Origin of the sequence: Mycoplasma sp. CSL7475-4 (assembly GCF_024834065.1) — a bacterium.
In the GTDB taxonomy this organism is placed as follows: domain Bacteria; phylum Bacillota_I; class Bacilli_A; order Mycoplasmatales; family Metamycoplasmataceae; genus Mycoplasmopsis.
Genome location: NZ_JANUYA010000005.1, coordinates 49,693 through 75,905, shown reverse-complemented (window position 1 = coordinate 75,905; position 26,213 = coordinate 49,693). Strand labels below are relative to the sequence as shown.

The following is a 26,213-nucleotide window of genomic DNA, read 5'->3' as shown; positions in this document are numbered from 1 at the left end:
ACACCACGAAGAAGGATCAGCTCCTGCTGCTGGTGGACAAGGAACAGAAGAACACCACGAAGAAGGATCAGCTCCTGCTGCTGGTGGACAAGGAACAGAAGAACACCACGAAGAAGGATCAGCTCCTGCTGCTGGTGGACAAGGAACAGAAGAACACCACGAAGAAGGATCAGCTCCTACAGGACCTGCAGCACCAGTTGAAGGATCACATGGTGCTGGTGAACAACCAACAGCTTAATTAATCAATATAGTTTAAACATCATTGCGTATAGCTTTGATGTTTTAATTAAACAATTTATTAGAAATATTAACTCAAATGTTATGAGTATATTAGGCGGTTAATTCAATTTAAGTATTTTAACTTCAAAACAATTTATTTAATCTTTTAAATAGACAAACGCAAAATGTTTTGAGTATAAAGAAACCCCATTAATGAATAGGTTTAAAATTACCAATACACAAAAACACCTTAACAAAAATACCTTAAAAATATCGCATTAATTCTAGTATAATAATTCAACATGCAAAATCTAGAAAAGAATAAGTACGAAAAATATAAATATTTTGGCAAGATCTATTATCTTGTTTTAGTTGTTAGTTCAATTATCACTGTTGTTATTTCTTTTTTATGAGCCAACAAGGTTTTTCCTTTTGCTCAGGAAAATATTAGAAGTTGATATATCGCCTACGGCTTTATTGTTTTTTTGTTTGGTTTTAGTGGGATTTATGTTTTTATGGTTCTGATATTAATTAATAGTTTTGTGTATAAATTAGAACGAATAAAAGAAATAACCGACAAAAAAAATCACGATAGGTTAAAAGAAAAAATTGAAAAACAAAGTAAATGGTTAGATGTTCTATCTTTTAATAAATCATTATCTTACAATCTTTATCGTACAAGTCAAACGGATTAAAAAAATCGCTGATGCGATTTTTTTAATTAATTTTTATCAATTTCAGTAATATTTTCGGTTGTAGTTTCAATGCTATCACTGTTAAGTGGTTTTGGGTCATTATCTTTTTTGACTAATATAAAGATTGTTCCAACTATTGATACAATAGGAACCACGAAACCAACAATTAATAATATCATTGCTGTTTGGTCAATTTTACTTGCGCGGATCGTTAATAAAATTTGTAAAACTAATGCACTAATTCAAATACCAAGTAATATCAATGGTATGAATATCAGTAATGCTACGCTAAGTGAGCGTACTTCTTCTCTATTCGATTCGTTTGAAGTTGTTCCTGCGAATTTTACAAATCAAAGTCCTTGTCCATAAACAAATATTATCATTGAACAATAAAGAATGATGCTTAAAACTAATAACGGAACAGCAATCTTTTTCGCTTTTTCTAACTCTTTCATTTTTCTCCTTTGTAATTTAATCGAAATAATTATATCATTATCTAGTTTAATGAAAAAAAGCTGCTTTTAACAGCCTTTTTTCAAATGGCAGGGGTTAAAGGAATCGAACCCTTGCAAGCAGTTTTGGAGACTGCAGTACTACCACTATACTAAACCCCCATTTAAGCCCGAAGGCTATTATTTTCCGAATTTAAAGTGGCAAATATCGCCATCTTGCATAATGTAATTTTTCCCCTCTGAACGGATTTTACCAGCAGCTTTAACGGCGCTTTCTGAACCGAAGGTAACAAAATCATCATAACTGATAATATCAGCTTTAATGAATTTTTTTTCAAAATCACTATGAATAATTCCGGCACATTGTGGTGCTAACATACCATCATTGAAAACTCAGGCTCTAACTTCTATTTCACCAACAGTAAAATAAGTTTTTAATTTTAATAAATCAAAGGCTTCACGAGTTAATAAATCTAGGCCACTATATTTAATAGCATATGAATCAAGTCATTCAGCCGCTTCATCTTCATCCATTTGCGTAATTTCGCTTTCAAGTTGCACACTAATTGGCAATACTTTGTCATTTTCATCTAGAGACTGAACAAACTTATTGTATAACGCATCTTCTTTGTAATTAGCTATTTGTTCGCTTGATAAGTTGGCAACATAAATCATTGGTTTAGCAGTTAGTAAATGATAACCACGCATAATTTTTTCTTCTTCGACACTAATATTTGTTAGTTGTCTTACCGGAATTGAATTTTCTAAATTTTGTTGTAGTTTAACACATAAATTTTGTTCTAAAATTGCCAATTTATCTCCTGCTTTGGCTTTTTTTGCTACTCTATTTTGTATATTTTTAACAGTTTCTAAATCAGCCAAAATTAATTCAAGATTAATAACTTCTTTATCATTAACAGGGTTAATTTCGTTAGCCACGTGCATTATGTCTTTATTTTCAAAACAGCGAACAACATGAATAATTGCATCAACTTCACGAATGTTTCCTAAAAATTTATTACCAAGACCTTCACCACGTGAAGCACCTTGAACTAAACCGGCGATGTCAATAAAGTCAAAGGTTGCAGGCACAATTTTACTTGGCTTAACCAGTGAGGCTAATTTATATAAACGTAGATCTTTTAAAGGAACTGAACTAATATTAGGCTCAATCGTTGTAAATGCGTAATTGCTTGCCTCAACTTGATATTTAGTTAAAGCACTAAAAAGGGTGCTTTTGCCCACATTCGGTAATCCGATAATACCTGCTTTTAATGACATTTTTACCTCCAAAATTATTTAATATGTATATTTTACCAAAAAGTAATTTTAGGCTCGTAAATTAGTGTTTTTTTGCGTTAATTTCAATCAAATTACAATATATTTTTTATAATTTTGATTATGAATAAATTATCTATTAATCCCCAAGCTTATTTTGTTGATCTGGATGGTACTTTTTTTGACCAAGCTAGTTATGATGATCCTATTTCTCAATTTAATCTCATGGTCGCACGTAAAGTCAACGAAAATAAGTATTTCATTGTTTCAACAGGACGTCAATACGATGCTAAGTTGCACGATTTAATGCAACAAATTAATTCGCCATATGCTGTGGCGATGGTCGGGGCACAAATTGTCAATAATCAAGGCCAAATTATTAAAGAGCATTTAATTCAATTTAACCACGCAATTATTGATAGCATTATTGATAAACATTTATTTTTAATAATCAATGAAGAACCAATTTTATATTGTGATAGCTCATCGAATATAAGTTTAATACGTAATTTTGCTAAAAATTTTCAACGTCTAAATTATGAGCAAATTAACAAGATACCTAAAATCTATAAGTTTATTGTTTTTGGTGCTACGATAGAACAAATGAATGAATTGGCTAATAGATGAAAGAGAGAATTTAATGATTTAGGTTTTCATATGGTTTCTGGTGGTTATTCAATTGAAATTACAAATGCTGCCGCCACCAAAGGAAAAGGTGCTAAATTTGTGTGTGAATTGTTGAATATTGACCCATTAAAGAGCGTACATATTGGCAATTCTGGTAATGATGTTAGTGCTAAACCTGAAATTGGTTATTTCATTGCTATGGGCAATTCTCCGCAGGATGTAAAATTAAATGCTGATTGAGTTGGGGCAAATAAAGAAAACGGTGGCGTGGGTAAAATCATAAGTTTGATTGAAAATTACGAAACAAAAACAGCCGAATAATAAGGCTGTTTTTGTTTTGTTTATTTGAAGAAATTAGTTCTTGCTTGTTGTTTGACTTCTTTTGAAGTAGCGAATGGGATTCTTGTTGTATAGTGCAATCTTGAAGCTACAATCATTTTAGTAGGTCATTCATTAACTTCTCTATTCCATTGGAATACTGTGTCGTTATACAATTCTCTAGCAGCAGTGATTTCTTTTTGTAGGTATGAGTTTTGTTGTAAAACATCTCTTAATTCCCCGTGAGCTTCTAAATTAGGGTAATTTTCGAATTGAACATTAATTGAACGAAGTGCTGAATCTACTGATGATCACATTTCAGGTTTTGATTCGTTGTTTAAGTTAATTCCGCTACGGTATGCAGCGATTGTTTCCATTACACCTTTATCTAGGTTGATTGATTTATCCAAAATTGATGCAGCGTTAGTTAGGATAATAACTCTTTGTTCTAAGAAGTTGTCGATTTGTGATGCATTGTGTTGAATTTTTTGTTCAAGTTGTGCCAAACGGTTTTTGGCAGCTGTTTTTTTGAATTGAAAAATTATTCCTGGAATAATAAATAAAATTCAAAGCATAACTTCAAAAAATATCGAACCTGCACCGGTTTTAATTTCGATAGGTTTGTTGATAACATTAACGTCACGACCGCCATCCATTACTGGGCCGTTAATTTCATCTAGTTGGTTAGCCATTTTTTCTCCTTTAATTTAATTTGCATTTTAATTATATTATATTAATGATTGAATGTGGCGAGAATAAGGAATCATCCTTATTGTCTTGATTTTGTTTAATTTTTTGATTTATTTCGCTTTCATATGCGTTTCTATCAGTTGGATCCGAATTAAGTTTGGTTATATTAGCTAAGACATCGTTATCTAAGCGAATATATTCATCTCAGTGAACCGGAACATCATGATAATTTCCGTCACTACCATAAACAGGTATATAATCGATACGTGGTTTAATATCGTAACCGAATGAGCTAACTCTAACTGTGTCTTGCTCTCCTTCACTCTGAATAAATTGAGTTTTGATGATTGAGTTAGTTTTAACTTTACGGTGAGTGAATAATCTTCTTGGCAAGTATGATAGTTGATGTTCGTGTTCATACTCGTTTAAATTACCGTTAATTCAATTTTTATAAATGAAGTCTAGTGATTTAGTTTGTTGGAAAATAGGAACAGAAAACATTGGTGCAAAAGTGAAATAAACATGTCTAAAATAATTTTGCATTTCATTTTTGAAACTAGTTTTAATTTCATCATAATCATAGTTGTAATAAACACCTAAAACGTCTTGTAAAGAAGCATCAGCTAAATGTTCGGGTTTAATAATATTTATTTTCTTATTTTTCTCATATGTAAAATCATCACCGAAGCCTTTTTCCTTGTCGCGTAACAAAGCAACCATGTTTTGTTGAGCTAAAGGAGTAAATGCTAGTCTGAATTGGGTTTGATTATCACGATCAAAAGCATTGAATAAAGCCTCAAAATCAGTGTTAGATAGAGAAGTGAAATTGATGTCGTCTTTTTCTCTTTTTTTCAATAATTTTTCAGTATTTTTTATTAATTTTCGTATTTCTTTGTCACTATATTGCTCGACGTGAGCAAAATTTCTTTCAAATGACAAATCAGGTGCAGCCTGTGAACCTCAAATGAATTTTGTGTCCTTATTAAAAAACGGATATGGCTTTTCAACGCTTGCAGTTAATACTTCACTTCTATTAACTGTTCTCATTTTTCCGTCTGAACCCCTTTCCATTTCTGTTCATCTAATGGTTAAATGTCCTGTATAAATTTTGGTTCCCAATTCGTGTTCTAATACACGAGCAAATAGGAATGGGTTACCGTATATTTCTCCTGATTGAACATAGTCAATATTGCTTTCTGAATTTGTTAGACGCCCCATGCCGTATTCTTCAACCATTTTTGCAAGTTGTTCATTTTTTAAAAAGTTTTCAAGTTTGATGAATGGGATTGCTTCGCGAAATAATTTAACCTTCATCCCAGGTCTGAATAAAGAGCGAAGAGGAGCAGTTTGTTCATACCCGATTTCACGTTCTTTATTGTATTCTTCTTGCAATTTTTGTACAAGTTCATTGGCATTTTTTAAGTTTTTCAGTATTACGGCAAATTGAATAGTGAATAAAGTTATACCAATCAGAAGACTTAGAATCGCAACCGAAATCAAAATCGTATTAACTTTTGATTCGCTTGATACAATCCCCATTCATAATAACAATCCACCGATTATAAAAGCAAAAATAAATAAAATGATATTGATTACGCTTCCGGCCTTAATTTTTTTATATTTATTTTTTGCGTTTTCGTGTTTGGCAAACAAGTCGTTAATTTTTTTTGATTGCGCACGATTTTCTTCAACATTAATTTTCGAAATGCGAGTTAGTTCATCAAAATATTCGTTTGTTTTTTGTTCATGTTTTTCGCGATATGCATCATACTCATCGATTGGTTTATCTATATAAATAATTTTTTCCATTTTTTCTCCAAATTTTAATCAATATTGGTTTTAAGAATTTTTAAGAATGCTTCTTGAGGAACTTCAACAGAACCTAACATTTTCATTCTCTTTTTACCCTCTTTTTGTTTTTTCAATAATTTTTGGCGACGTGTAACATCCCCACCATACAATTTAGCTGTAACATCCTTACGGTATGCTTTTATAGTTTCACGAGCAAATATTTTACCCCCGATAGCTGCTTGCACTGGTACTTCAAAGTTTTGTCTAGGTATTGCTTCTTTTAGTTTTTGACATAATTCTCTACCACGGGAGTATGCGTTGTCGCGGTGTGTAATTATGGTAAAGGCATCAATTTTATCTCCATTCAACATTACATCAACTTTAACTAAATCGGTTTCTTTATAGCCAAATAAATCATATTCAAAAGAAGCATAACCTTTGGTTGATGATTTTAAGCGGTCAAAGAAATCGACAACAATTTCAGCTAAAGGCATCTCATAAGTAATTTTACTCCGATTACCGTCCAAAGTTTCCATATCACGATAAATTCCGCGTTTTCCTTGACACAATTCCATTACATTACCAATGTAATTGTCAGGAACAATAATAGTTGCGTAAATGTATGGTTCTTCTATTCGATCGATGAATGTTTTATCAGGTAAAAGGGCTGGGTTAGATACCATTTCTAATGTGCCGTTTGTACGATAAACTTTATACTCAACTGATGGCGATGTTGCAATAACACCGATTTTATACTCACGGTTCAGTCTTTCTTGAAGAATTTCCATATGTAGCATGCCTAAAAAACCAACTCTAAAACCAAAACCTAATGCTTTTGATGTTTCTTGTTCTCAAGAAATTGAACTATCGCTCAATGCTATTTTTTCTAAGCTCTCTTTAAGCTCCATATAATCACGAGTATCTACTGGATAAAATCCAGTAAAGACCACTGGTTGTTTTTTCTTGTAACCAGGTAAAGGTTTTTCAGCTGGATTATCCACTAATGTGATTGTATCACCAACACTCACTTCGCGTGCGTCGCGAATTGTGGCGGCAATTCAACCAACTTCGCCGGCCTCAAGATAATCTTTTTTAACCTCTCATGGACTTTTAACTCCTAATTCAGCAACTTGATTAATTTTATTATTGGACATAAATTTGATTTTGTCGTTTTTGTGTAATTTACCTTCAACAATTCTCACAAGCATAACGACACCACGATATTCATCAAAATACGAGTCAAATATTAAAGCTTTTAACGGTTTATTGTCGTCAGCGACAGGAGCGGGAATATATTTTTCAATTGCTTCCAAAACTTTGTCTATGTTTAAACCTGTTTTAGCAGAAACCGCAACAGCGTTATCAGTAGGCAAACCGATTACACGTTCAATTTCTGCTTTAGTTCTTTCAATATCGGCCGAAGGTAAGTCAACTTTATTGATGATAGGAATAATTGTTAAATTGTTTTCTAATGCTAAATAAACATTTGCCAACGTTTGTGCTTCTATACCTTGGGTAGCATCAACAATCAATAAAGCACCCTCGGTAGCTGCTAGCGAACGAGAAACTTCGTATGTAAAGTCGACGTGACCTGGTGTATCAATTAAGTGAAAAATGTAGTCTTTATATTTAATTTGGACTGCGTTTAATTTAATTGTTATTCCTCTTTCGCGCTCTAGATCCATTGTGTCTAGAATTTGCTCTTCTAAGTCTCTTTTAGCAACAGTTTCAGTTAGTTCCAAAATTCTGTCTGCTAATGTACTCTTACCATGATCAATATGTGCGATAATTGCAAAGTTTCGAATTTTTGATTTATCCATATTTGCCTCCTTTTAAATTGTTGTGTAAAATATTGCTATTCAATTTTAATATAATATCTATTATAATTAACAATTATTATATTCTAAGGAGACATATGAAAATAAAAATTGAAAAAGGACATACTAATATTTCATATCGTTACGGAGATAAATTTATTCAAGAAAAAGTTTATAACGGTTTCAACCACAAGATTGATTACACCTTGCTTGAAAAATTTGATTTTGTACCCAAATTATTAGAAGAAGAGCAAAAAGAAATCGTTTGAGAATTTATTGAAGGAGCTCAACCAACAATTACTTTAGAAAATGCTGAATTAATTGCAAAACAAGTTAGACAGATTCACGAATCAAAATTGCCTTTTCCACCGTCTAATCATGCTGCAAGAGTGAAGTTTTACCGCCGTCAATTAAAAGAATGCCAACGTAGTGTGCAGGTGCTTGAGGATTTTTATCGCCCAATCAACAAAACTTTAGCCAACATGCGTAAAGATACGCCTTTACATAATGATTTATGACCTTTCAATATGATTGAACAAAATGATAAAATTTTCTTTATAGATTGGGAATACGCAACGTTAGGTGATAAACATTTTGAATTGGCCTATATTATTGAGGCAAGCAGTATGAGTAAAGAAGTTGAAGATAAGTTTTTACAAGCATACGGGGATTACAATGAGGTCTTTTTATTGCGTCACAAAATGTTAGTTAATTATTTAGTTATTTTATGAGTACACACACAAACACAACCACCATTCAATACTGATGAGTACGCACAGAGAATTTATAAATATGACCAATTACTGAAAGAAATGTTAAATTCATAGAGGTGAAAATGAAAAGCAAAAATTTTAAAAGAATTTTATTATTATCAATATTTTTGGCAGTCATATTATTGATTCCTTTTATTGAACAATTTTTAGTTCGTGTTGTGGTTGATCATAGTTCAAACAATTTTAGAAACACAAATTTTTATCGTTATTTAGAAAAAAATTATTCAGGGATTGTATCAGTAACTGTTAACTTTTTCAGAAACTTTTCAGAGACAATGGAATTTTACAAGAACTTCGCTGGCTCTTCGGCTTCACCATTAGTTAAAATAGTCTTTTTCGCTGGTGTTTTGTATGGTTTTATTGTAATTGCTTCAGTGTTTATTTGAATATTCTTAACATTTATTTATTCAATTATCTTATTTTTCAAAAAAAGATTCACAATCCCTTCAATCATCATATTGATAACTATTGTTGTAGCGTTATTGATGATACTATCTGGCACAAATTTAATCAAAATTAAATCAACCCAAAATCCAAACCAAATTAAAGTTTTATTTTCTTTCTTACACTCACAATTTATCTCTATATTTGTATTGAATACCCTAACATTGATTCTTTCAATATTAGGTGTGTTTAAATATAGAAAATAAACATATAAATCATTCCGCCATCAGGTGGAATTTTTAATTTAAAATTATCATTAAACAACTTAAATTTAAAATAAAATGAATTAAAATTTGTATTTAATTTATAATTAAATAACTAAGAATAGGGGGTGTGTATGTTTAGTAATAAACAAAAAAAATTCGAAGCTATACTGAATAATTTATTGGATTTAAGTCCTAATGATAAGGCTGTTTTTACACGTGTAGATAATAATTATTTCTTCGATTTTTACAAGATGTTTGGTCAAAAAGCTTTTGAGAAAATTTATACTAAAAAAGAGTTCAAAATCGAGTTAATTGAAGAAAGATTAAAACACGCAAAAGATAAAATATTACAAACTCAAGATTATGAATCGGCAATGCAAGTTATTGCAGATTTTGATCTAGAAATTAGCGATATTAAAAAACGTTTATTGAAAAAAGATTTTGCACAAGGTATTGAAAAAATATCTGAAGAATTAGAGATGCAATTTCAAAAGCAATCAGTTAAGTGAAAAATGTTTTTTAACAGAGCAAAAGAAATCAACGAACAAACAAACATTTGACCTATCCATTTAGGTTTTTTATACGTTAAAGTAAATGTAGGTGATAAATCTATTTATGCTCCTTTGTTTTTAAAAGAGGCTTATTTAACTTTCGAAAATGCCCGTCCTAAATTGTTTTCAAAAGGTGAAATTAAACCTAACGACAAATTATTTTTCTTACTAAAACATTACGATTTTGATGTTGATACAAGTTCGAAATTTTCTCGTCAAACAATCAAAGAATTGTATGAAGATGTAAAAAGTATCTGAGTCAATACTTATCCAAATATCACTGAAATTGGTGCTAATTTTGAACAATTAAACCCTGAACAAATTACTAATGAAGCATTAACTTTTGCTCCAGGTATTGTTTTAGGTTTATTTCAACCTGCTGGTGGTTATATACGTAATAGAATGATTGAAATTATTGAAAAAGACGCTATCAAAACTATTATTCCTGTTTCTTTCAATAAAAATAGTTATGTCAAAAAAATTGACGAAATGATTTTGGACCCTAAAAAGAGTTTATTTAAAATTTCGCCAACTAATTTCAGTCAAGACCAAGCTATTGCCTCATCATTACTACAAAACACTGTGATATGAGGTCCTCCAGGTACTGGTAAATCACAAACAATTGTCAATCTGTTAACAAATATTTTAATATATGGCCGCACAGCGGTAGTTTGTTCACAGAAAAAAGCTGCCTTAGAAGTTATAGCTAACCGTATGGGAGCATTAAAACAATTTTGTTTGTTTATGTTTAACTCATCAGAAGGAAGTAAAAAATCATTCTATAAACCACTGCAAGAATATATTGATTACATTGAGCATTTTGACGATGATGTTAGATTAAAAGCCTTGCGTGTTCTAACCAATAAAGAATTGAGATACATTAAAGAAATCGGTAACTATGCTAAAGATTCTCGTTTTATTGAAATTACCAAAATCATCCCAGAAATTAACCAATACTTAGAAGAGTTGGACGAGGATAAATGAGAGACAATTTTAACCCTGCCTGATTTTTATAAATACCCAGAAATCATTAAATTTTCAGATAAAAAAGAACTGCAAAAATGAATGTTAAAAAATAACGGTTTTAACATTTTGAAATTTTTTGATAAAAAACGAAAAATTGTTATTAATATTGCCGATAAGCTATTTGATAAATTCAATGATTCGAACCTAAATATTAAACATTTGGTCGCTATAACAAGAAATAGTGAAATGTCAGATTTTAAATTCATTCGTTCACTATTATCAATTTTACCTTCAGAAGATAAACCGCAAGTTAGCGATGAAGAAGAAATTAAAAAACATGTAGCACGCCTGATTGTAGAGCGTTATGAAACACTGAGTGATGAAGACAAACAAACCTATGGTGAATTTGCATTGACTATTAGAAATGGGCAAACAGAACCATATAAATTCATTAGCAATTTTGCTCGTATTATTAAAAAAATATTCCCAATCATTATAGTTACACCCGAAGCGGATTTATCAGCTTGAGAACGAGAAGAATTCAATTACGCAATAATGGATGAATCTAGCCAAATTTTTATTGAAAAAGGCTTGCCGGTGTTGTATCTAGCGAAAATTAAAATTTTAGCTGGTGATGATCAACAAATGAAACCATCTAACTGATTTGGAATCAGGGTAACAGATGAAGAAACTGTGTACGGAATTACTGAATCTCTATTGGATTTTGCTAAAAATACAGGAGTTCACACAATTTTATTAAACAAAAATTATCGTTCAAACCATGCGTCGTTGATGACATTTAGTTCAAAACATTTTTACAATTCTAGTCTTGATGTTATTGATTCAGCTCACGTTACTCCGCAATCAAAAGCTATTGAAGTTATTGAAGCTAATGGGGAATGGATTGATTCACAAAATACTGTTGAAGCAGAAATTGCACTGAATATTATTGAGAAAAATTTAAAAAATTACAAAAAAATGATTTTGCTATGCTTTAACGCTAAACAACAAGAAGCTATCACTAAAACAATTTTTGAATCTAGACCAATTCTAGAAAATGCTTTGAGAAACAACGTTTTATTATTGAGAAATATTGAAAATATTCAAGGTGATGAAGCCGATTTAGTAGTTGCAACTTTAGGTTATGACGCTAATGCGAAAATTTATTCAACATATGTTGGTCGCCCTGGTGGTAGAAACGCCTTAAATGTTGCTATATCACGAGCTAAAGAAAAAATGGTAGTTATTAAGTCATTACATTCAAGTGATGTAAGTATCACTGGAATAAACGGTATTAATGAAGACATGGAAACATTCAAGAAATGATTGGAATTTCTTGAATTGAGTGATCAAGAAAAGAAAGACTTCTTATCTATTGACCTTGAACAAACACGTGGAATCAGCCTAAATAACGAAGCTACTGAAAGCGAGTTATTTAGCGAAATTAAGGAATATATTCTTGAATTAATTAAAGGTAAACCTTGAATACAATTACACACTCATTACAATTTAGGGACAATGAATGTTGATTTAATGTTGAAAAAAGGCGAAGAAAGTATTTTTGCTTTAATTGTTGATGATTACGAATACGCTAATAAACCCAGTGAGTATTTAAAATTCCATGACAATATTAAATTTATTGCAGCAAAAGAATATAAGACATTTAAATTTGACAGAACATTATGAGAACAAAATAAACACCAAATAGATGAAATAATAAGTTTAATAACTCTGCCGGATAATTATCTAGATAATAATGAATATGCCGATTTAAGTGAAAATAGTCAGGAGATGTTTATTGACAATAATGAATTGTCTAATCCGGTCACTGAAAATGAACAAAGCGACAATTCAGGAATTTTAGACAAAGAAACACAAAGTGAGACAGTCGACACTCAAAATATTAATATCGAGAACATCGCAACAGTAACTAATGAAGTTACAAATGACACACTAATTCAATTATCTTCTCTTAGTGAATCAACAATTAGCGACCAAAATCTCAATATACACACTGATATTAATGATGAAAATCATCAATACGATAAAGAAATTGTTGCTGAATCATCAGAAATATTTAAAATGAATAAAGAGCTTGATGATATAAGCAAATTTATTAGAGACAATAATTATGATAATACCGAGTTTGATGATACTTACGATATTGATGAAATTCTAAGAAGAAATTCAACAAAAGAAGTTGTAACTGAACAAAGAACACAGGCTATTACACAAAATGATCAATTATTAACTGAAAATCATGATTATGATCTTGCAAACAGCGAAACAGAAAAGTCAGATCAACAATTTAGTGAAGATATTAATACTGCAATAAATAACATCTTGAATGATAATGAGAGTGTTGACATTGATAATACAAGCGAGCAAGAGCTAGATCAACAAATCGATGATTTTGATCAAAATAATGAATCAGAAGAATACACAAACGAATTTGATGAGCCTTCTGACACTGAACTTCTTGAATTAAACAACGAAGTAACCCAAGAAAATAACTTTGACCAAACAAATGTTGATGGGGATGAGTCGGCAGAATTTGATGAGCCTTCTGAAACTGAGCTATTAGAACTAAATAGCGATATTGACGATAGTCAAAGTGACGAATACACAGATGAATTCGATGAACCTTCCGACACTGAACTTTTTGAATTAAACAATGATGTTGATCAAGAAAGTGATTCTGACTTTGAGCAAACAAATGTTGATGAGGATGAGTCAGATGAATTCGATGAACCTTCTGAAACTGAACTTTTTGAATTAAACAATGATGTTGATCAAGAAAGCGATTCTGACTTTGACCAAACAAATGCTGATAAGGATGAGTCGGCAGAATTTGATGAGCCTTCTGAAACTGAGCTATTAGAACTAAATAGCGATATTGACGCTAACTTGTCTGAAGTTAATATTGACGATAGTCAAAGTGACGAATACACAGATGAATTTGATGAACCTTCTGAAACTGAGCTGTTGGAATTGAACAATGATATTGACCAAATTTCCAATACACACACTGAACAAGACTCAGATTCTGATAGTTTAAGCGAATTTACACAACAGTCAGATACTCAATCAGCAGAGTTAGAAAACAATGAATATAATTCAAATCAAAATAGTGCAAATAAGTATGATCCGCAAATTCAAGCATTGCATGATTCTATTGATGATGCTTCAGAACAAACAATGGAAAATGATCTGAGCCGCGATATTGAGCAAAATTCAATCGATAAGATTCTGTACGATTTAGATTTGGAAAATAAATAATATAAAATATCAAGCCACTTTGGGCTTGATATTTTTATATTTCACTTAAAGTTTTTGTCATATTTGATTTATAAACTTCAACACCAGGTTGATTAAATGGATTAACGCCTAACAAGTAGGCCGACATTGTTAAAGATATCATAAAGAATTGGAATAAATAACCAAGATTGTAAGCATCCATTTTCTCAAATTCGATTACAATATTCGGTATTTTCGATGTATCGTTGTGTGCTTTGATTGTTGCTTCAAAAACAGCTCAATTAACTTTGTGTACTGATTTACCATCTAAATAATTTAATCTTTCAATGTCTTCGCTTTCACGTGTCATTAAATAATGTTGATTAGGGTTTTTCAGTATTAAATTTGTTTCGAATAAAACTTTTGAACCATCTTGAATGAATTGACCTATAGAATGCAAATCAGTTGAAAATTGTGATGAAGCCGGAAAAATTCCGCGTCCATTTTTGCCTTCGCTTTCAGCGAATAATTGTTTTCATCATTCTTGAAGAAAACGCAATTTTGGTTCATAGCTTACTAATAATTCAATCGAATAATCTTTTCCCATAATATAACGAGTTAAGGCGTATGAGTAAGCATCGTTTGAATTGATATTGCTAGTGCTATTATCGCTAAGAGCTTTTTGTGCTCCTTTTAATAATTGCTCTGTGTCAATTCCGGCACACATAAATGGCAATAAACCTACTGGACTTAATACACTGAATCTGCCACCAACATCGCTAGGAATAACTAGTTTTTCATAACCTTTTTTCACTGCCAAGTCATACAAAATTCCTTGTGATTTATCAGTAGTTGCAACAATTAATTCTTTTGCTCTAACTGAGCCAACTTTAGCTTCAAGTAATTTACGAAATTCTCTAAATGCAATACTAGTTTCTAATGTTTTTCCACTTTTTGAAATCACATTTATAGCAAATTTTTTGTTTTCTACATACAATAATTGCGATGCTAAGGAATCTGAACTTAAAGAATTTCCACTGAATAATAATTCAATTTTTGGTTTATTTTGGCTATATGGCCCATAGATAAATTCATAGCCAGCAGCAGCTCCTAAATAAGAACCGCCAATACCAATAACAACTAATACATCAATATTCATGTTGGTTCATTTTTTTGCAATTCTCTGCATTTTATTGTATTCGTCATTGTGTAAATTGAAAGGTAATTGATATCAACCAAGTCAATCTTTTTCGACTACTGTTTTATTCATCAAAGCTGTGTGAATTTTGTCTACTTTGTCTTGAAATTTGAGTAGATTTTGTGTATTTATTGCTTTATCTAATTTTAAATTTATTGGTTTCATTTTTACTCCTTTTATCTAATTCAATTCGAATGGATTTTGTTTATTGAGATATGCTTCAAAAACTATTGCTCAGTACAAAAAGCAAATGAGCATACCTAATACTGATTCATTGTTTTCAATTAGCTTAATTTCTATTGTCGGCACGTTGATAACTTCGGATAAAGTTGTGGCAATGCCGAGATTACTGATTTTTGTAAATTGACTTAATCTGTTTTGTTCTAATTTTGGAACACCATCATTAAAACTTAATTCAGGAGATATTCGATAGTCATTTTTAAATTTCTCAAATTTAAAAAATGTTGCAAAATATGTCGATGCCATTCCTAAAGTATATGGCGAATAAGTGTAAATATCATTAGGGAAAATAATTGAATTAGTCCATTTTTCTGATTTTAGATCTTTTTCATTACTCATTCGTGAGTATAAGCCGAAAATTTCACTAAATTCTGGTGATGAACCAATCAGTAAATTGTGTTTTCTCTCTTTTTTTAAGACAGAACACATATATGCGTATTGAAATGCATAATTATTCTTAATGTTTTCAGACACAAAATCAAGTGTAGCTGTTGTATATCCTTGCAAGACTTCATTAATATTTATGCCCTTAATCAGCATTAACAACAAATTGATTTCGTTAAAAAATGCAAAGCGATGATGCAAAATATCAGGCGTAATTAAAATGTTATTTTCTTCAATATCCAGAAATTTAATGCTTTTTTCAGCGATTTCACGACCAACAAAAAACGATTTATTTAGTGTATTGTAATACCCGTAATTTTGCTGAACAAAATTGTAAAAAATCTTGATAAATTCAATAAATTTATTGCTAAATTTATTCATTTTACTCAAAATAAGTGATGTTACACTAAAATCAATATTGACTTTTAAATACTCAAATATATTGAATCAATTTTGAAAAGGTTCGTCATCACATATAAAAAAAAATTGAATTTTTTTATCGACCAGTACATCATTTTTTAAAACAAAATTATGAGCGCTTTGGAAATTATTTTTTGTTCTTGTATCACAAAAAATAACTATATTTTTGCAATTGTTATAAATGATATTTTTGGCAAAATTATTTAATTCATTGGTGTTATTTTGACCAAAATTAAGTGCTAATTCATGAAAACCAAAATATTCAAAACCATCTATAGTTTTGAATTTAATTTCTCGCAAAATGTCAACGCCTTTTTTTATCAAACTTTCGTTACTAAAATCAGGATGATAATTGTACGCCTTGATCTCTAATTTTGACATTAATTACCTCGGTTTTCGTAGTTTTTAATTTCTGTGTCAATTGATTTTTTTAAAGTGCTAAAACCATGTTTGGTTTCTTTTAATTCTTCGGAGAAAGGCTTTTTGCAGTAATATGGGTGATTTTGTTTGAAATTCCCAATTCCTGTTTTATTTTCGTGATTAATTTCTTCAACATAAAAATTGACCTTATCTTTTAAACTGAACTCATAAAAAATATTTTTTCAATTGTAGTCAGTGATTAATTTTATTGGAATGGTGAAGATGTAATTTTTGTTTGTTATTACTGTTAAACCTTCAGAATTTATACGGATAATTTTTCCAAATAATATGTCGCCTTTTTTATTCATATTTGAATTATAAAATATTAATTTAAACATGAAAATTTTATTATTTAGGGCTTTTTTTGTCATTAATATTTTTCGTTGGAAAATACTTTTGACAAATTTAACTCATTTTAAGTGCTTAATTTTAAATTTATTTACCATTTAAAAAAGCAGTTTTGTAATATAATTTTAATAATAAATTATATAGCTAATCTTTTTTGTCTTTTCAAAAAAGTAGGCAAGCAAACGGAAGAGGATTATATGAACAAAGAAAAAAGCACTTTATTGAAAGTTAAATATTTAACAAGACTAAATGAAAATGAAATTTATAGAGCAATTGCAAATTACAACGAACTACTTAGCGCCATTAATCAAGCAACAACGAGACAAACAATTAGCCAAACTGATTACTTCAGAATTAAATATAATTTCGACCATATCGAAGATTTAATTGATGATTTATTAACTATTTCAAGATTCAATTATTTACAAGAAGTTAAAGTTTTATATGCTTCAATAGTTGAGAATTTTAACGAACTATTGTCTAAATACGTAATCGACTATACAGCATCAGATTCAGTTGAAACAAGAGCATATCACAAATTAGCAGGTGATAAACAACTTTCATTGACTTCTTATTCAACATCATATGTTATCGTAGATGATAAATTCGTAATTTTTGTACCAGTTAAAGATTATAAATACCCTGCATTAACTGAATTAGTACACAGAGAAACTAATGTTGCTGTTGAATCACCTAAAGTGGCAGAACAACCAGTTGTTGAAGAAATTGTTGTAACTTCAACAGTAGAAGAAATTCCAAACAATGAAGTTTTAATCGAAGCTGAATCTATGGCAATTGAAGAAACACCTATCGAATCAACTAGCGATATTGAATCAATTCAAACTGAAATGATTGACGAAACTATTGCGCTTGAAGATGTTAATAACACAGATATGGACCTAAATAACACTGAAGTATTGGGTGGTGATTATCTAGAATTGACTCACTATACTTCATTACCAGAAGAAGATTTATTGCATGCTTTAACTAAATATTCAAATAAATTAAACTTAATTAAAAATAACTTTAAACGTCAAACTGTTAGCCAAGCAGATTTCTTTAGAACTAAACAAAACTTAAATGACATTCAAGAGTTACTTGATGATCTACTATCACACAAAAAATACTCATTTAAAGATGAAACTAAACAAGCTTACGACAATATCAAACATGATTTCAATGAAATTTTAGATAATTTAGTAATCGATTACAATGCTGAAGATAAACCAGAAAATGATGGTTTGGCTCTACTAAATCAAAATGAAAACGATCTTTTAAAATTCCAAACTTCATTTGTTGTTCATAATGATAAACAAGTTGTATTTAACATTTCTAATCCATACCCATATTCTGTTCTAGGTATTGAAAATGCTGAACCAGTTTTAGTTGAACAAGTTGTTGAAGAAGAACCAATTTTAATTGAAACTGTTTCTGAAGATATGTCAGTTGCTAAAACAGATTTAGACGATATTGACCAATTATCAATAACATCTGAACCAGAAATTGTTGAAAATAATGATGAATTAGAACAACCAGAAGAAGAAATATTTGATGAAGATGTTCAAGCTGATAAAAATGAAACAAAAGATAATGTTACTTTACACGAAGTTCAAACATACTTGATAGATGCTGATAAAAAACTTAAACCAACACGTTACATGTCAAATCCTAAAAAATTCTGATGATTATTTTCTCTAGTATTCGTGTCATTGATTCTTTTATTATTAATAATTTTTGTTGGTTTAAGAGCATACGAATTAATTGCTAACGTAGATATTTTCTAATTGAAAATACACGAGGGAATATGTTAAATAAAGAAAAAAATATAAATACATTAATAAATCATTTGAAATCGTCAGGTTTCGTGTTTCAAGGTAGCGAAATTTATGGTGGTTTAGCAAACACATGAGATTATGGTCCTCTGGGAGCTACATTAAAAGATAATATCGAACAAGTTTGGAAACGTTTCTTTATCCAAAGCGAAAAAAATAACTTCTTATTAGATTCGAAAATTTTAATGAACCCTCAAGTTTGAGTTACTTCAGGCCACGTTGTTAATTTCAATGACCCTTTAATTGAAAATAAAGTTAATGGCAAGAGATATCGAGCTGATAAATTAATCGAAGAAATTGATCCTAGCATCGTTGCTGAAAGATTATCTTTTGAAGAAATGAAAGATTTTCTAGTTAAAAATCTTCCACAATACGAGGGTGCCAAAACCGAGTGAAGTGATATCAAAAAATTCAATTTAATGTTTGAAACTAAACAAGGTGTTACTGAAGAGACCAAAAGTAAAATTTATTTACGTCCAGAAACTACGCAAGGAATAATGGTTAATTTCAAAAATGTTCAACGTTCTATGCGAGCAAAATTACCAATGGGTATTGGCCAAGTTGGTAAAAGTTTTAGAAACGAAGTAACCCCAGGTAATTTCATTTTCAGAACACGTGAATTTGAACAAATGGAACTTGAAGTTTTCACTCATCCAAATCAAGCAAATGAAATTTTCAACTACTACATAGAAAAGGCAATGAAATTTGTTAAAAAACTTGGTTTAAGCGAACAAAACGTACGTTTAAGAGCTCATGATCCAAAAGAATTGTCACACTATTCATCAGCCACTAGCGATATTGAATACCAATTTCCTTTCGGGTGAGGTGAATTACTAGGAATTGCCAATCGAACTAACTTCGATTTAAATGCTCACCAAAACGCAACCGGTGAAAACTTAGAATATTTAGATCCTACTACAAACGAAAAATTTATACCTTACGTAATTGAGCCATCTATGGGACTTGATCGTCTAATGTTTGCAATCTTAATTGAAGCTTATGATGAAGAAAAACTAGAAAATGAAACAAGACTTGTTATGCGTTTAGATAAAAATATTGCACCATATCGAGTTGCTGTTTTACCTTTAGTGAAAAAATTGAACGAAAAAGCAACTGAAGTGTATGAGATGTTGCTTGAAAAAGGAATTTCGGTTGTCTTTGACGAAACCGCATCAATTGGTAAAAGATACCGTCGTCAAGATGCTATCGGTACTCCTTCTTGTTTAACTATCGATTTTGATACTTTAGAAGATAATATGGTTACCTTGCGTGATCGTGATACAATGGAGCAAAAAAGAATCAAAATTGACGAAATTTTATTACACATTTAAATATGAATAAAAATCAAACAGACTTAAATAATTTCATAGTAAACAATATTGATATTGCGGATGAAATCAGTAAATACATAACTTTGTCTAAGAAAGGTCAAAGTTATGTTTGTTTATGTCCTTTTCATGATGATTCATCTCCGTCAATGTATATAACTCCAGCCAAACAAATTTTTAAATGTTTTGTGTGTCTTGTGGGTGGCAATGTTATTAATTTTGTTGCTAAATACAAAAAAATTAATTATTTTGAAGCGATGAAAATCATTGCCGATGAGCATGGTATTGGCTATGATAATAATTTATTTAATCAACCTGTTTCGAATTTTGACGAAAATGAACTAAGAATTATTGAATTGTTAGAAAGAACAAACGCATTTTACAGAGTTGAATTTACAAAACTTAAAAATTCAACTTTAAAAAACTTTTTTGTAAGTCGTGATCTTAATGATGATTTATTGAAAAGATTTGACATCGGCTATTCAAACGAAGATCACTTCAAATATCTTTACGATGCAGAAATTAAAAAAAATATTGATGATTTTGTTAAAGCTGGATTATTTAATCTTGATACGCAAAATTTAACATTTAGAGACCGAATAATGTTTGCGATTAGAGACAACAACGGTAATGTAGTTGGTTTTAGTGCTCGTAGTTTAGCTAAAGATGTTAAACCTAAATATATCAACAGTCGTGAATCATCGATTTTTAAAAAGTCAGAAATTTTATATAACTATCACCAAGCAAAAAAATATTTGGACGACAATACTTTAATTATTGCTGAAGGTTTTTTTGATGTTATTGCCCTCGCCAAAAGCAATATAAATAATGCTGTGGCTCTAATGGGAACAGCACTAACCCCAAAACATTTAAAGCTTGTTCAAAATAAAAAAATAATTATCTTTTTAGATGGCGATGATGCAGGACAAAAAGCAACATTAAAATCGGCAAAATTTCTCTTATCGCACGGCATCGAAGTTAATATTGTTCAAAATCATTCAAGCTTAGACCCTGATGAAATTTACAATAAATTTGGTAAAGATCATTTAAATACAATGATCAAATCTGCACCAGCGGCTTTAGATTTTATTTATGATTACTATAAAACAAAATATACCTTGATTTCTTACGGCGATAATTCATTAAATAATATCAAGGCATTTGTCAATGATTTTAGCGAATATGTTCAGTATAGTGACTTATCGATAATAAATTATTATGCAGATAAATTTAATGAAGAATTTAAATTTAAACCGGTATTTAAAAATTCTAAAAATTCTAATGTTTACGAAGAAAATATAAACAATAATTTTGATAATATAAATGATTTTGCTTCAATAAGTGATATCAGTGATATTGATGATTATTATCAAAATTTAACACCGACTGAAGATTTGAATTTAGTCCCTAATATAGCTAATAATCAATACATTATCAATCAAGATAAACCTTTACCTAGTTTTATAGATCGATTGTTTTACGTTATTATCGACCATCCAGATTTAATTAAACTCTATGTTATGCATGTTGAAAAAAATGGTGGCTTTAAAACCACAGGCACACCAAAGGGCGAGATTCAGGGAGAAATTTACGACATGCTCTCTACTTCGTTAAATTCAAACCTGAGCGAAGAGAAAAAAGATTACATAAAGCAAAAAAGCACACATGATGGCCTGTTTGAACACGATTATCACTCGTTTAAAATGGACTTAGAAAAATATCCTACATATACACAGGAATTCAAAGAAGATTTTACTGATTTATTAGTCAAAGCTATACGGGAAAATAACAACGATTACAAAGAGTATATTGCTGAAAATGCTGATTTATTTTTCAATAATAATAGCGGCACTCAATTTTTAAATGTGTTTGCCGACAACATTAAAGAAATAAATAAAATCAATGACAGTGATTTTATCGAAAAAATCAATAAAAGCACTGTAAAAAAAGGCGAAAAACCTAATTAAAATTGTTTTAATCCGAAGCGATTTTAAAAATTAATTTTTCACATAAAGGAGAAAAAATGGAAAACCACGATTTAAAAACAGTTATTAAATTAATTGAAAAACACGCGAAAACAACCGCAACTAAACAATTATCACAATCTGATATTTTTGAATATCTAGACGAAATTAAAGTTGAAATTCCTGACGAATTAATGGATGAAATGCTTGAAAATCTTCATGAAGCAGGGTTAATTTCAGACGAAGTTGACGAAGGTGACGAAGACGATATTACAAAAGACGATATTATCGATGAAATCGATGAAAACGGCAATGAAGATAGTGATAAATCATCAGAAGATGACAAAGGTGAAAACTTTAAAAAAGCTGATGTTATTGTTGAAGAATTTGATGACGAAGACGAAGATATCAAGAGTTCAATTGACATCAAGGAATTTGACGATGACTACACTGAAGAATTTAGTTTCAATGATGATTATGAATATTCAGATGACTCTAGCTATGCCGAAGAAGACGAAGATGAAATAATTATTAGAAAAGAAACAAAAAATGTCAAAAAAGACAATAAGTCATCCAAAAATTTAACAGATGATGATTTTAAAATTCAATCATATGATGATATGGATATTGATTTATCTGACGATACCTTGACATCAACAAGCCAACTTCGTAATAAATTGACTGAAACTAACGATATAGTTAAATGATATATGCGTTGAATTGGTAAATATGGAAAACTTCTAACTAAAGCTGAAGAAGAAAAATTGGCTTTAGAAATGGAAAAAGGTGGTTTTAGAGGTAAAAGAGCTAAGGATAAATTAATCAAAAGAAATCTACGTTTAGTTATAAACAATGCAAAAAAATACAAAAATCGTGGTTTAAGTTTTATTGATTTAATTTCAGAAGGTAACTCAGGAATTGTTAAGGCAGTTACAAAATATAATGTTGGTAAAGGTTTCAAATTCTCAACATATGCTACTTGATGAATTCGTCAAGCGATAACTAGAGCAGTTGCTGATCAAGCACGTACTATTCGTGTTCCAGTTCATATGGTTGAAACCATCAATAAAATTACCAAAATCGAGCGTGAATTACACCAAGAAAACGGAACAGAACCAACTGACGAGGAAATTGCAGCAAAATTTGGTCAAGGTTATACAGCTGAAAAAGTTAGATATATTCGTAAAATAAATATTGACCCTATTTCGCTTGATAAACAAATCGGGAAAGAAAATGATTCAGCATTCTCTGATTTTGTTAAAGACGATAGTGTTGTAAACCCAATTGACTTTGCTTCGCAAGAAGAATTGGTAGATATGCTAAATGAAACATTATCAGAAGCATTAGACAGAGACGAATATGTTCTTATCTGTAAACGTTATGGTGTCGGAATTGACGAAAATGGTGAAAAATATAAAGTTACACCGCTAGAAGAATTGGCTAAAGATAGAGGCGTTTCTAAAGAACGTATTCGCCAAATTGAAAACAAAATTTTAAGAAAATTGAAAAACTGCACACGTAAAGGTAAATATCTAAAGGACTTTTTTAAATAATGCAAATTCGTAAAGTAAGTAATTTTCTACTGCAACATTATCCTTTAGATGCTGCTGAGGTTTGAGACCCCGCTGGATTTAGTGTTAAATTTAACTTGAGCGAAAAAATAAAAGGTGTTGTTACTGCAATTGATTTAACATGAGAAGTATTACAATTAGCAATTGACAAAGATGCAAATTTAATTGTTTTACATCATCCATTTAAATTCGCTCAGACCTGACAAGATGAATTTATTGCCGCCCCTTATAAACGTGAAATATTGGCAATATTGAAGAAAAAACGTATAAATGTACTCGCATTACACACAAATTATGACAATAATGTGAACGGAACTTCACACCAAATTGCATTAAGATTAAATTTAACTCCTTCGATTTATAACCATAATAATCCGTATCCGTGTATAGTTAAAGAACCAATTTCAATCAATGAATTAAAGTCATTATTCATTGAGAAAATGAATTTACATTCGACGCGCACTAATACTGACGATTTAAATACTAAACTAAAAAATGTTGCCATTTTATCTGGTTCAGGACCCGCAACCCTAGCGTATGAATTGAGTCAAAACAAGACTCAGTTAGTAATATTGAGTGATGTCAAGTGAAATGAATGAGTGTTATATCAACAACACAAAATTAAAATTTTAGAAGTCTCGCATTTAGACGAACAAGTTTTTGTATTTGATATTGCCACAAAACTGGAACAAAATTTTCCAGACTTAAATGTACACACATACATTTTTAAAGAACCATACAAAAACATTTAGGAGCAATGATGGATTTTACAAATATATTCAAAATGCAAAAAGAGCTAGACCAAGCAATAATTTCGCGTGATGATTTAGATGCGATCACTGATGAAGAGTGACAAGCAAAATGATTATTGGCTGTCTTGGTAGAGTTTTCAGAATTTGCTAACGAAATTCAATCTTTTAAATACTGAAAAAAACATAAAAATATCAATCATGATGCTGCTCTTGAAGAATTTGCTGATGTTTTACATTTCTTGGGTTCATACGCTTATAAAGTAGGTGTTAATCCAATAATTGAACCTAAAATTGTTTCTAAATTCCCTACTGATCAAATTTTGGAAATATTTAGAATTGCCTCAATTAATAAAGGCAATATCTCTAAAGAGATAATTAGTGAATTATTGTCTCTTTCATTAGGTTGTGCAAAATTACTTAACTACACAGAAGAAGACATTTTTAAATGATACGAAATTAAAAATAAAAAAAACTTTGACCGAATTAAAAATCATTATTAATTTAAGCCCTTTCAAGGGGCTTTTTTAAAAAAAATAGAGCAATTGCTCTATTAATTTTCAGGATAAATACAAATTGGTTTAATTTTATTATTTTGTTTATCTATTGTGTTAAGTTCGAGAACAACTCCGTTGAATTGTGTGTTATTTTCTGACACCCTAAATTTAGCATGTGCAGCATAGCGCATATGTTCATAAACTTCTTGGAAGTTAGCACCAATTGCCGAATTATGTGGACCCACCATGCCTGCATCTGTAATAAAACATGTTCCTTTAGGTAAAACTCTCGCATCGTTAGTTTGCACATGAGTATGTGTTCCACAAACTGCGTCAACAACACCATCTAAATATAGACCTAATATTGCTTTTTCACTTGTTGTTTCGGCGTGAAAATCTATAAAATGAAAATCTGTTTTTACTGAATATTTAATAACATCGTCAATAGCATCAAAGAAATTATCAGCAAATTCATCTTTTCACGGAGACAATAATCTATTAAAAGTTATACCCATAAGAGAACTTACACGCAATGTTGTTTCATTGACTTGAATAATTGTACTACCATGACCAGGATAAGAATTAGAAATGTTTAGTGGTCTAACAACATCGTTGTTATTAATAATATCGAAAATACTATCTCTAGCTCAAACATGATTTCCTAAAGTGCAAACATCAACCCCTATTTTCTTGAGTTGAATATAATCATATTCAGTAAAACCTTTTCGATCAGATACGTTTTCGCACTGAGCGATCACAACATCAATATTATGTTCTTTCTTTAAATCATTGATATATTTTTTTACAGTATCAATACCAGGTTGACCGAAAATATCTCCAATAAATAAAATATTTATTTTTTTATTTGGCATTTAAACCTCAAATCTACAATATTAGTGTACCACAAAGTTTTGCGTTCCTAAATATCAATATCAAAATAAAGTCATTTTAATCAACCAAAATGAGCATCTAAAATACAGTGAAACATAAAACCAGGCGATAATTACCTTAATTTTAGTTAGTTTTAATTACGAGTTAATTATATTAGTGGCTCTTAAAAAAATAATTTTTAAGATAATTCTTTGAGTAAGCAAATATGACAATACGATGTCTTATTTGCTTGCTTTTTTGTTAAATTTTCAATAAAAATATTGATCAAAAATGTGATTTATCTATACTTCTTACACTTAGTAATTCA

21 protein-coding genes and 1 tRNA gene are annotated in these 26,213 nt (G+C 30.2%); 12 read left to right on the top strand and 10 right to left on the bottom strand.

Annotated elements, in window-relative coordinates:
• Together NXS15_RS02790 and NXS15_RS02785 are read left to right on the top strand one after the other, a co-directional pair.
• Positions 1-238: hypothetical protein (locus NXS15_RS02790; protein WP_259290344.1), on the top strand; the 238-nt coding region annotated here is incomplete at its 5' end.
• 283 nt (positions 239-521) lie between these two features.
• The gene (locus NXS15_RS02785) at positions 522-914 is read left to right on the top strand and encodes a hypothetical protein (RefSeq protein ID WP_259290343.1); all 393 of its coding nucleotides are present in this window, start codon (positions 522-524) and stop codon (positions 912-914) included.
• A gap of 26 nt (positions 915-940) precedes the next feature.
• On the opposite strand, the gene NXS15_RS02780 is transcribed toward NXS15_RS02785, so the two are convergent.
• From NXS15_RS02780 to ychF, 3 genes are all read right to left on the bottom strand, one after another.
• Positions 941-1,369 (bottom strand): hypothetical protein, encoded by a 429-nt coding sequence (locus NXS15_RS02780; RefSeq protein ID WP_259290342.1) that lies wholly within the window; start codon positions 1,367-1,369, stop codon positions 941-943.
• An 85-nt stretch (positions 1,370-1,454) separates the two neighbouring features.
• Positions 1,455-1,528 (bottom strand) — tRNA-Trp (locus NXS15_RS02775).
• Positions 1,529-1,546: 18 nt separating this feature from the next.
• A complete protein-coding gene (ychF, locus tag NXS15_RS02770; RefSeq protein WP_259290341.1) occupies positions 1,547-2,647 on the bottom strand; it encodes a redox-regulated ATPase YchF in 1,101 nt (366 codons plus the stop codon).
• Positions 2,648-2,767: 120 nt separating this feature from the next.
• Here ychF and NXS15_RS02765 point away from each other — a divergent pair, with 120 nt between their 5' ends.
• Positions 2,768-3,592: an HAD hydrolase family protein gene (locus tag NXS15_RS02765; protein ID WP_259290340.1), complete on the top strand. Its 825-nt coding sequence runs from the start codon at positions 2,768-2,770 to the stop codon at positions 3,590-3,592.
• Between the two features lie 20 nt (positions 3,593-3,612).
• On the opposite strand, the gene NXS15_RS02760 is transcribed toward NXS15_RS02765, so the two are convergent.
• The 3 genes from NXS15_RS02760 to lepA are packed head-to-tail and all read right to left on the bottom strand — an operon-like array spanning position 3,613 to position 7,890.
• Complete coding sequence (locus NXS15_RS02760; protein WP_259290339.1) at positions 3,613-4,281, bottom strand: LemA family protein; 669 nt, start codon at positions 4,279-4,281, stop codon at positions 3,613-3,615.
• A gap of 31 nt (positions 4,282-4,312) precedes the next feature.
• A complete protein-coding gene (locus tag NXS15_RS02755; protein ID WP_259290338.1) occupies positions 4,313-6,088 on the bottom strand; it encodes an MAG1210 family protein in 1,776 nt (591 codons plus the stop codon).
• A 14-nt stretch (positions 6,089-6,102) separates the two neighbouring features.
• Positions 6,103-7,890 (bottom strand): translation elongation factor 4, encoded by a 1,788-nt coding sequence (lepA, locus tag NXS15_RS02750; RefSeq protein ID WP_259290337.1) that lies wholly within the window; start codon positions 7,888-7,890, stop codon positions 6,103-6,105.
• Between the two features lie 95 nt (positions 7,891-7,985).
• On the opposite strand from lepA, the gene NXS15_RS02745 reads away from it, so the two are divergent.
• The 3 genes from NXS15_RS02745 to NXS15_RS02735 all read left to right on the top strand — a co-directional run bounded on the left by NXS15_RS02745 (position 7,986) and on the right by NXS15_RS02735 (position 14,106).
• The gene (locus tag NXS15_RS02745; RefSeq protein ID WP_259290336.1) at positions 7,986-8,714 is read left to right on the top strand and encodes a phosphotransferase; all 729 of its coding nucleotides are present in this window, start codon (positions 7,986-7,988) and stop codon (positions 8,712-8,714) included.
• 8 nt (positions 8,715-8,722) lie between these two features.
• Positions 8,723-9,310 (top strand): hypothetical protein, encoded by a 588-nt coding sequence (locus NXS15_RS02740; protein ID WP_259290335.1) that lies wholly within the window; start codon positions 8,723-8,725, stop codon positions 9,308-9,310.
• Between the two features lie 131 nt (positions 9,311-9,441).
• On the top strand, positions 9,442-14,106 hold the full coding sequence (locus NXS15_RS02735; protein ID WP_259290334.1) for an AAA domain-containing protein: 4,665 nt from the start codon (positions 9,442-9,444) through the stop codon (positions 14,104-14,106).
• Between the two features lie 34 nt (positions 14,107-14,140).
• On the opposite strand, the gene NXS15_RS02730 is transcribed toward NXS15_RS02735, so the two are convergent.
• From NXS15_RS02730 to NXS15_RS02720, 3 genes are read right to left on the bottom strand one after another with little or no spacing between them, the layout of a single operon-like run.
• Positions 14,141-15,427 (bottom strand): glucose-6-phosphate isomerase, encoded by a 1,287-nt coding sequence (locus NXS15_RS02730; RefSeq protein ID WP_259290333.1) that lies wholly within the window; start codon positions 15,425-15,427, stop codon positions 14,141-14,143.
• 15 nt (positions 15,428-15,442) lie between these two features.
• The gene (locus NXS15_RS02725) at positions 15,443-16,687 is read right to left on the bottom strand and encodes a glucose-6-phosphate isomerase (protein ID WP_259290332.1); all 1,245 of its coding nucleotides are present in this window, start codon (positions 16,685-16,687) and stop codon (positions 15,443-15,445) included.
• A complete protein-coding gene (locus tag NXS15_RS02720) occupies positions 16,687-17,034 on the bottom strand; it encodes an RNA-binding protein (RefSeq protein ID WP_259290331.1) in 348 nt (115 codons plus the stop codon). Before NXS15_RS02720 ends, NXS15_RS02725 begins: the two co-directional genes overlap by 1 nt.
• A 237-nt stretch (positions 17,035-17,271) precedes the next feature.
• Here NXS15_RS02720 and NXS15_RS02715 point away from each other — a divergent pair, with 237 nt between their 5' ends.
• From NXS15_RS02715 to NXS15_RS02690, 6 genes are read left to right on the top strand one after another with little or no spacing between them, the layout of a single operon-like run.
• Positions 17,272-18,858: a hypothetical protein gene (locus tag NXS15_RS02715; RefSeq protein WP_259290330.1), complete on the top strand. Its 1,587-nt coding sequence runs from the start codon at positions 17,272-17,274 to the stop codon at positions 18,856-18,858.
• 20 nt (positions 18,859-18,878) lie between these two features.
• The gene (locus NXS15_RS02710) at positions 18,879-20,237 is read left to right on the top strand and encodes a glycine--tRNA ligase (protein WP_259290329.1); all 1,359 of its coding nucleotides are present in this window, start codon (positions 18,879-18,881) and stop codon (positions 20,235-20,237) included.
• 2 nt (positions 20,238-20,239) lie between these two features.
• Positions 20,240-22,201, top strand: a complete 1,962-nt coding sequence (gene dnaG, locus NXS15_RS02705) for a DNA primase (RefSeq protein WP_259290328.1) — start codon at positions 20,240-20,242, stop codon at positions 22,199-22,201.
• A gap of 56 nt (positions 22,202-22,257) precedes the next feature.
• Positions 22,258-23,751, top strand: coding sequence for an RNA polymerase sigma factor (locus NXS15_RS02700; protein WP_259290327.1), 1,494 nt, complete (start codon positions 22,258-22,260; stop codon positions 23,749-23,751).
• Complete coding sequence (locus tag NXS15_RS02695) at positions 23,751-24,521, top strand: Nif3-like dinuclear metal center hexameric protein (RefSeq protein WP_259290326.1); 771 nt, start codon at positions 23,751-23,753, stop codon at positions 24,519-24,521. The genes NXS15_RS02700 and NXS15_RS02695 overlap by 1 nt, the downstream gene beginning before the upstream one ends.
• An 8-nt stretch (positions 24,522-24,529) precedes the next feature.
• The gene (locus NXS15_RS02690) at positions 24,530-25,021 is read left to right on the top strand and encodes a dUTP diphosphatase (protein ID WP_259290325.1); all 492 of its coding nucleotides are present in this window, start codon (positions 24,530-24,532) and stop codon (positions 25,019-25,021) included.
• 50 nt (positions 25,022-25,071) lie between these two features.
• Here NXS15_RS02690 and NXS15_RS02685 read toward each other — a convergent pair whose 3' ends face one another.
• Positions 25,072-25,887, bottom strand: a complete 816-nt coding sequence (locus tag NXS15_RS02685) for a TIGR00282 family metallophosphoesterase (protein WP_259290324.1) — start codon at positions 25,885-25,887, stop codon at positions 25,072-25,074.
• Positions 25,888-26,213: the final 326 nt, after the last annotated feature.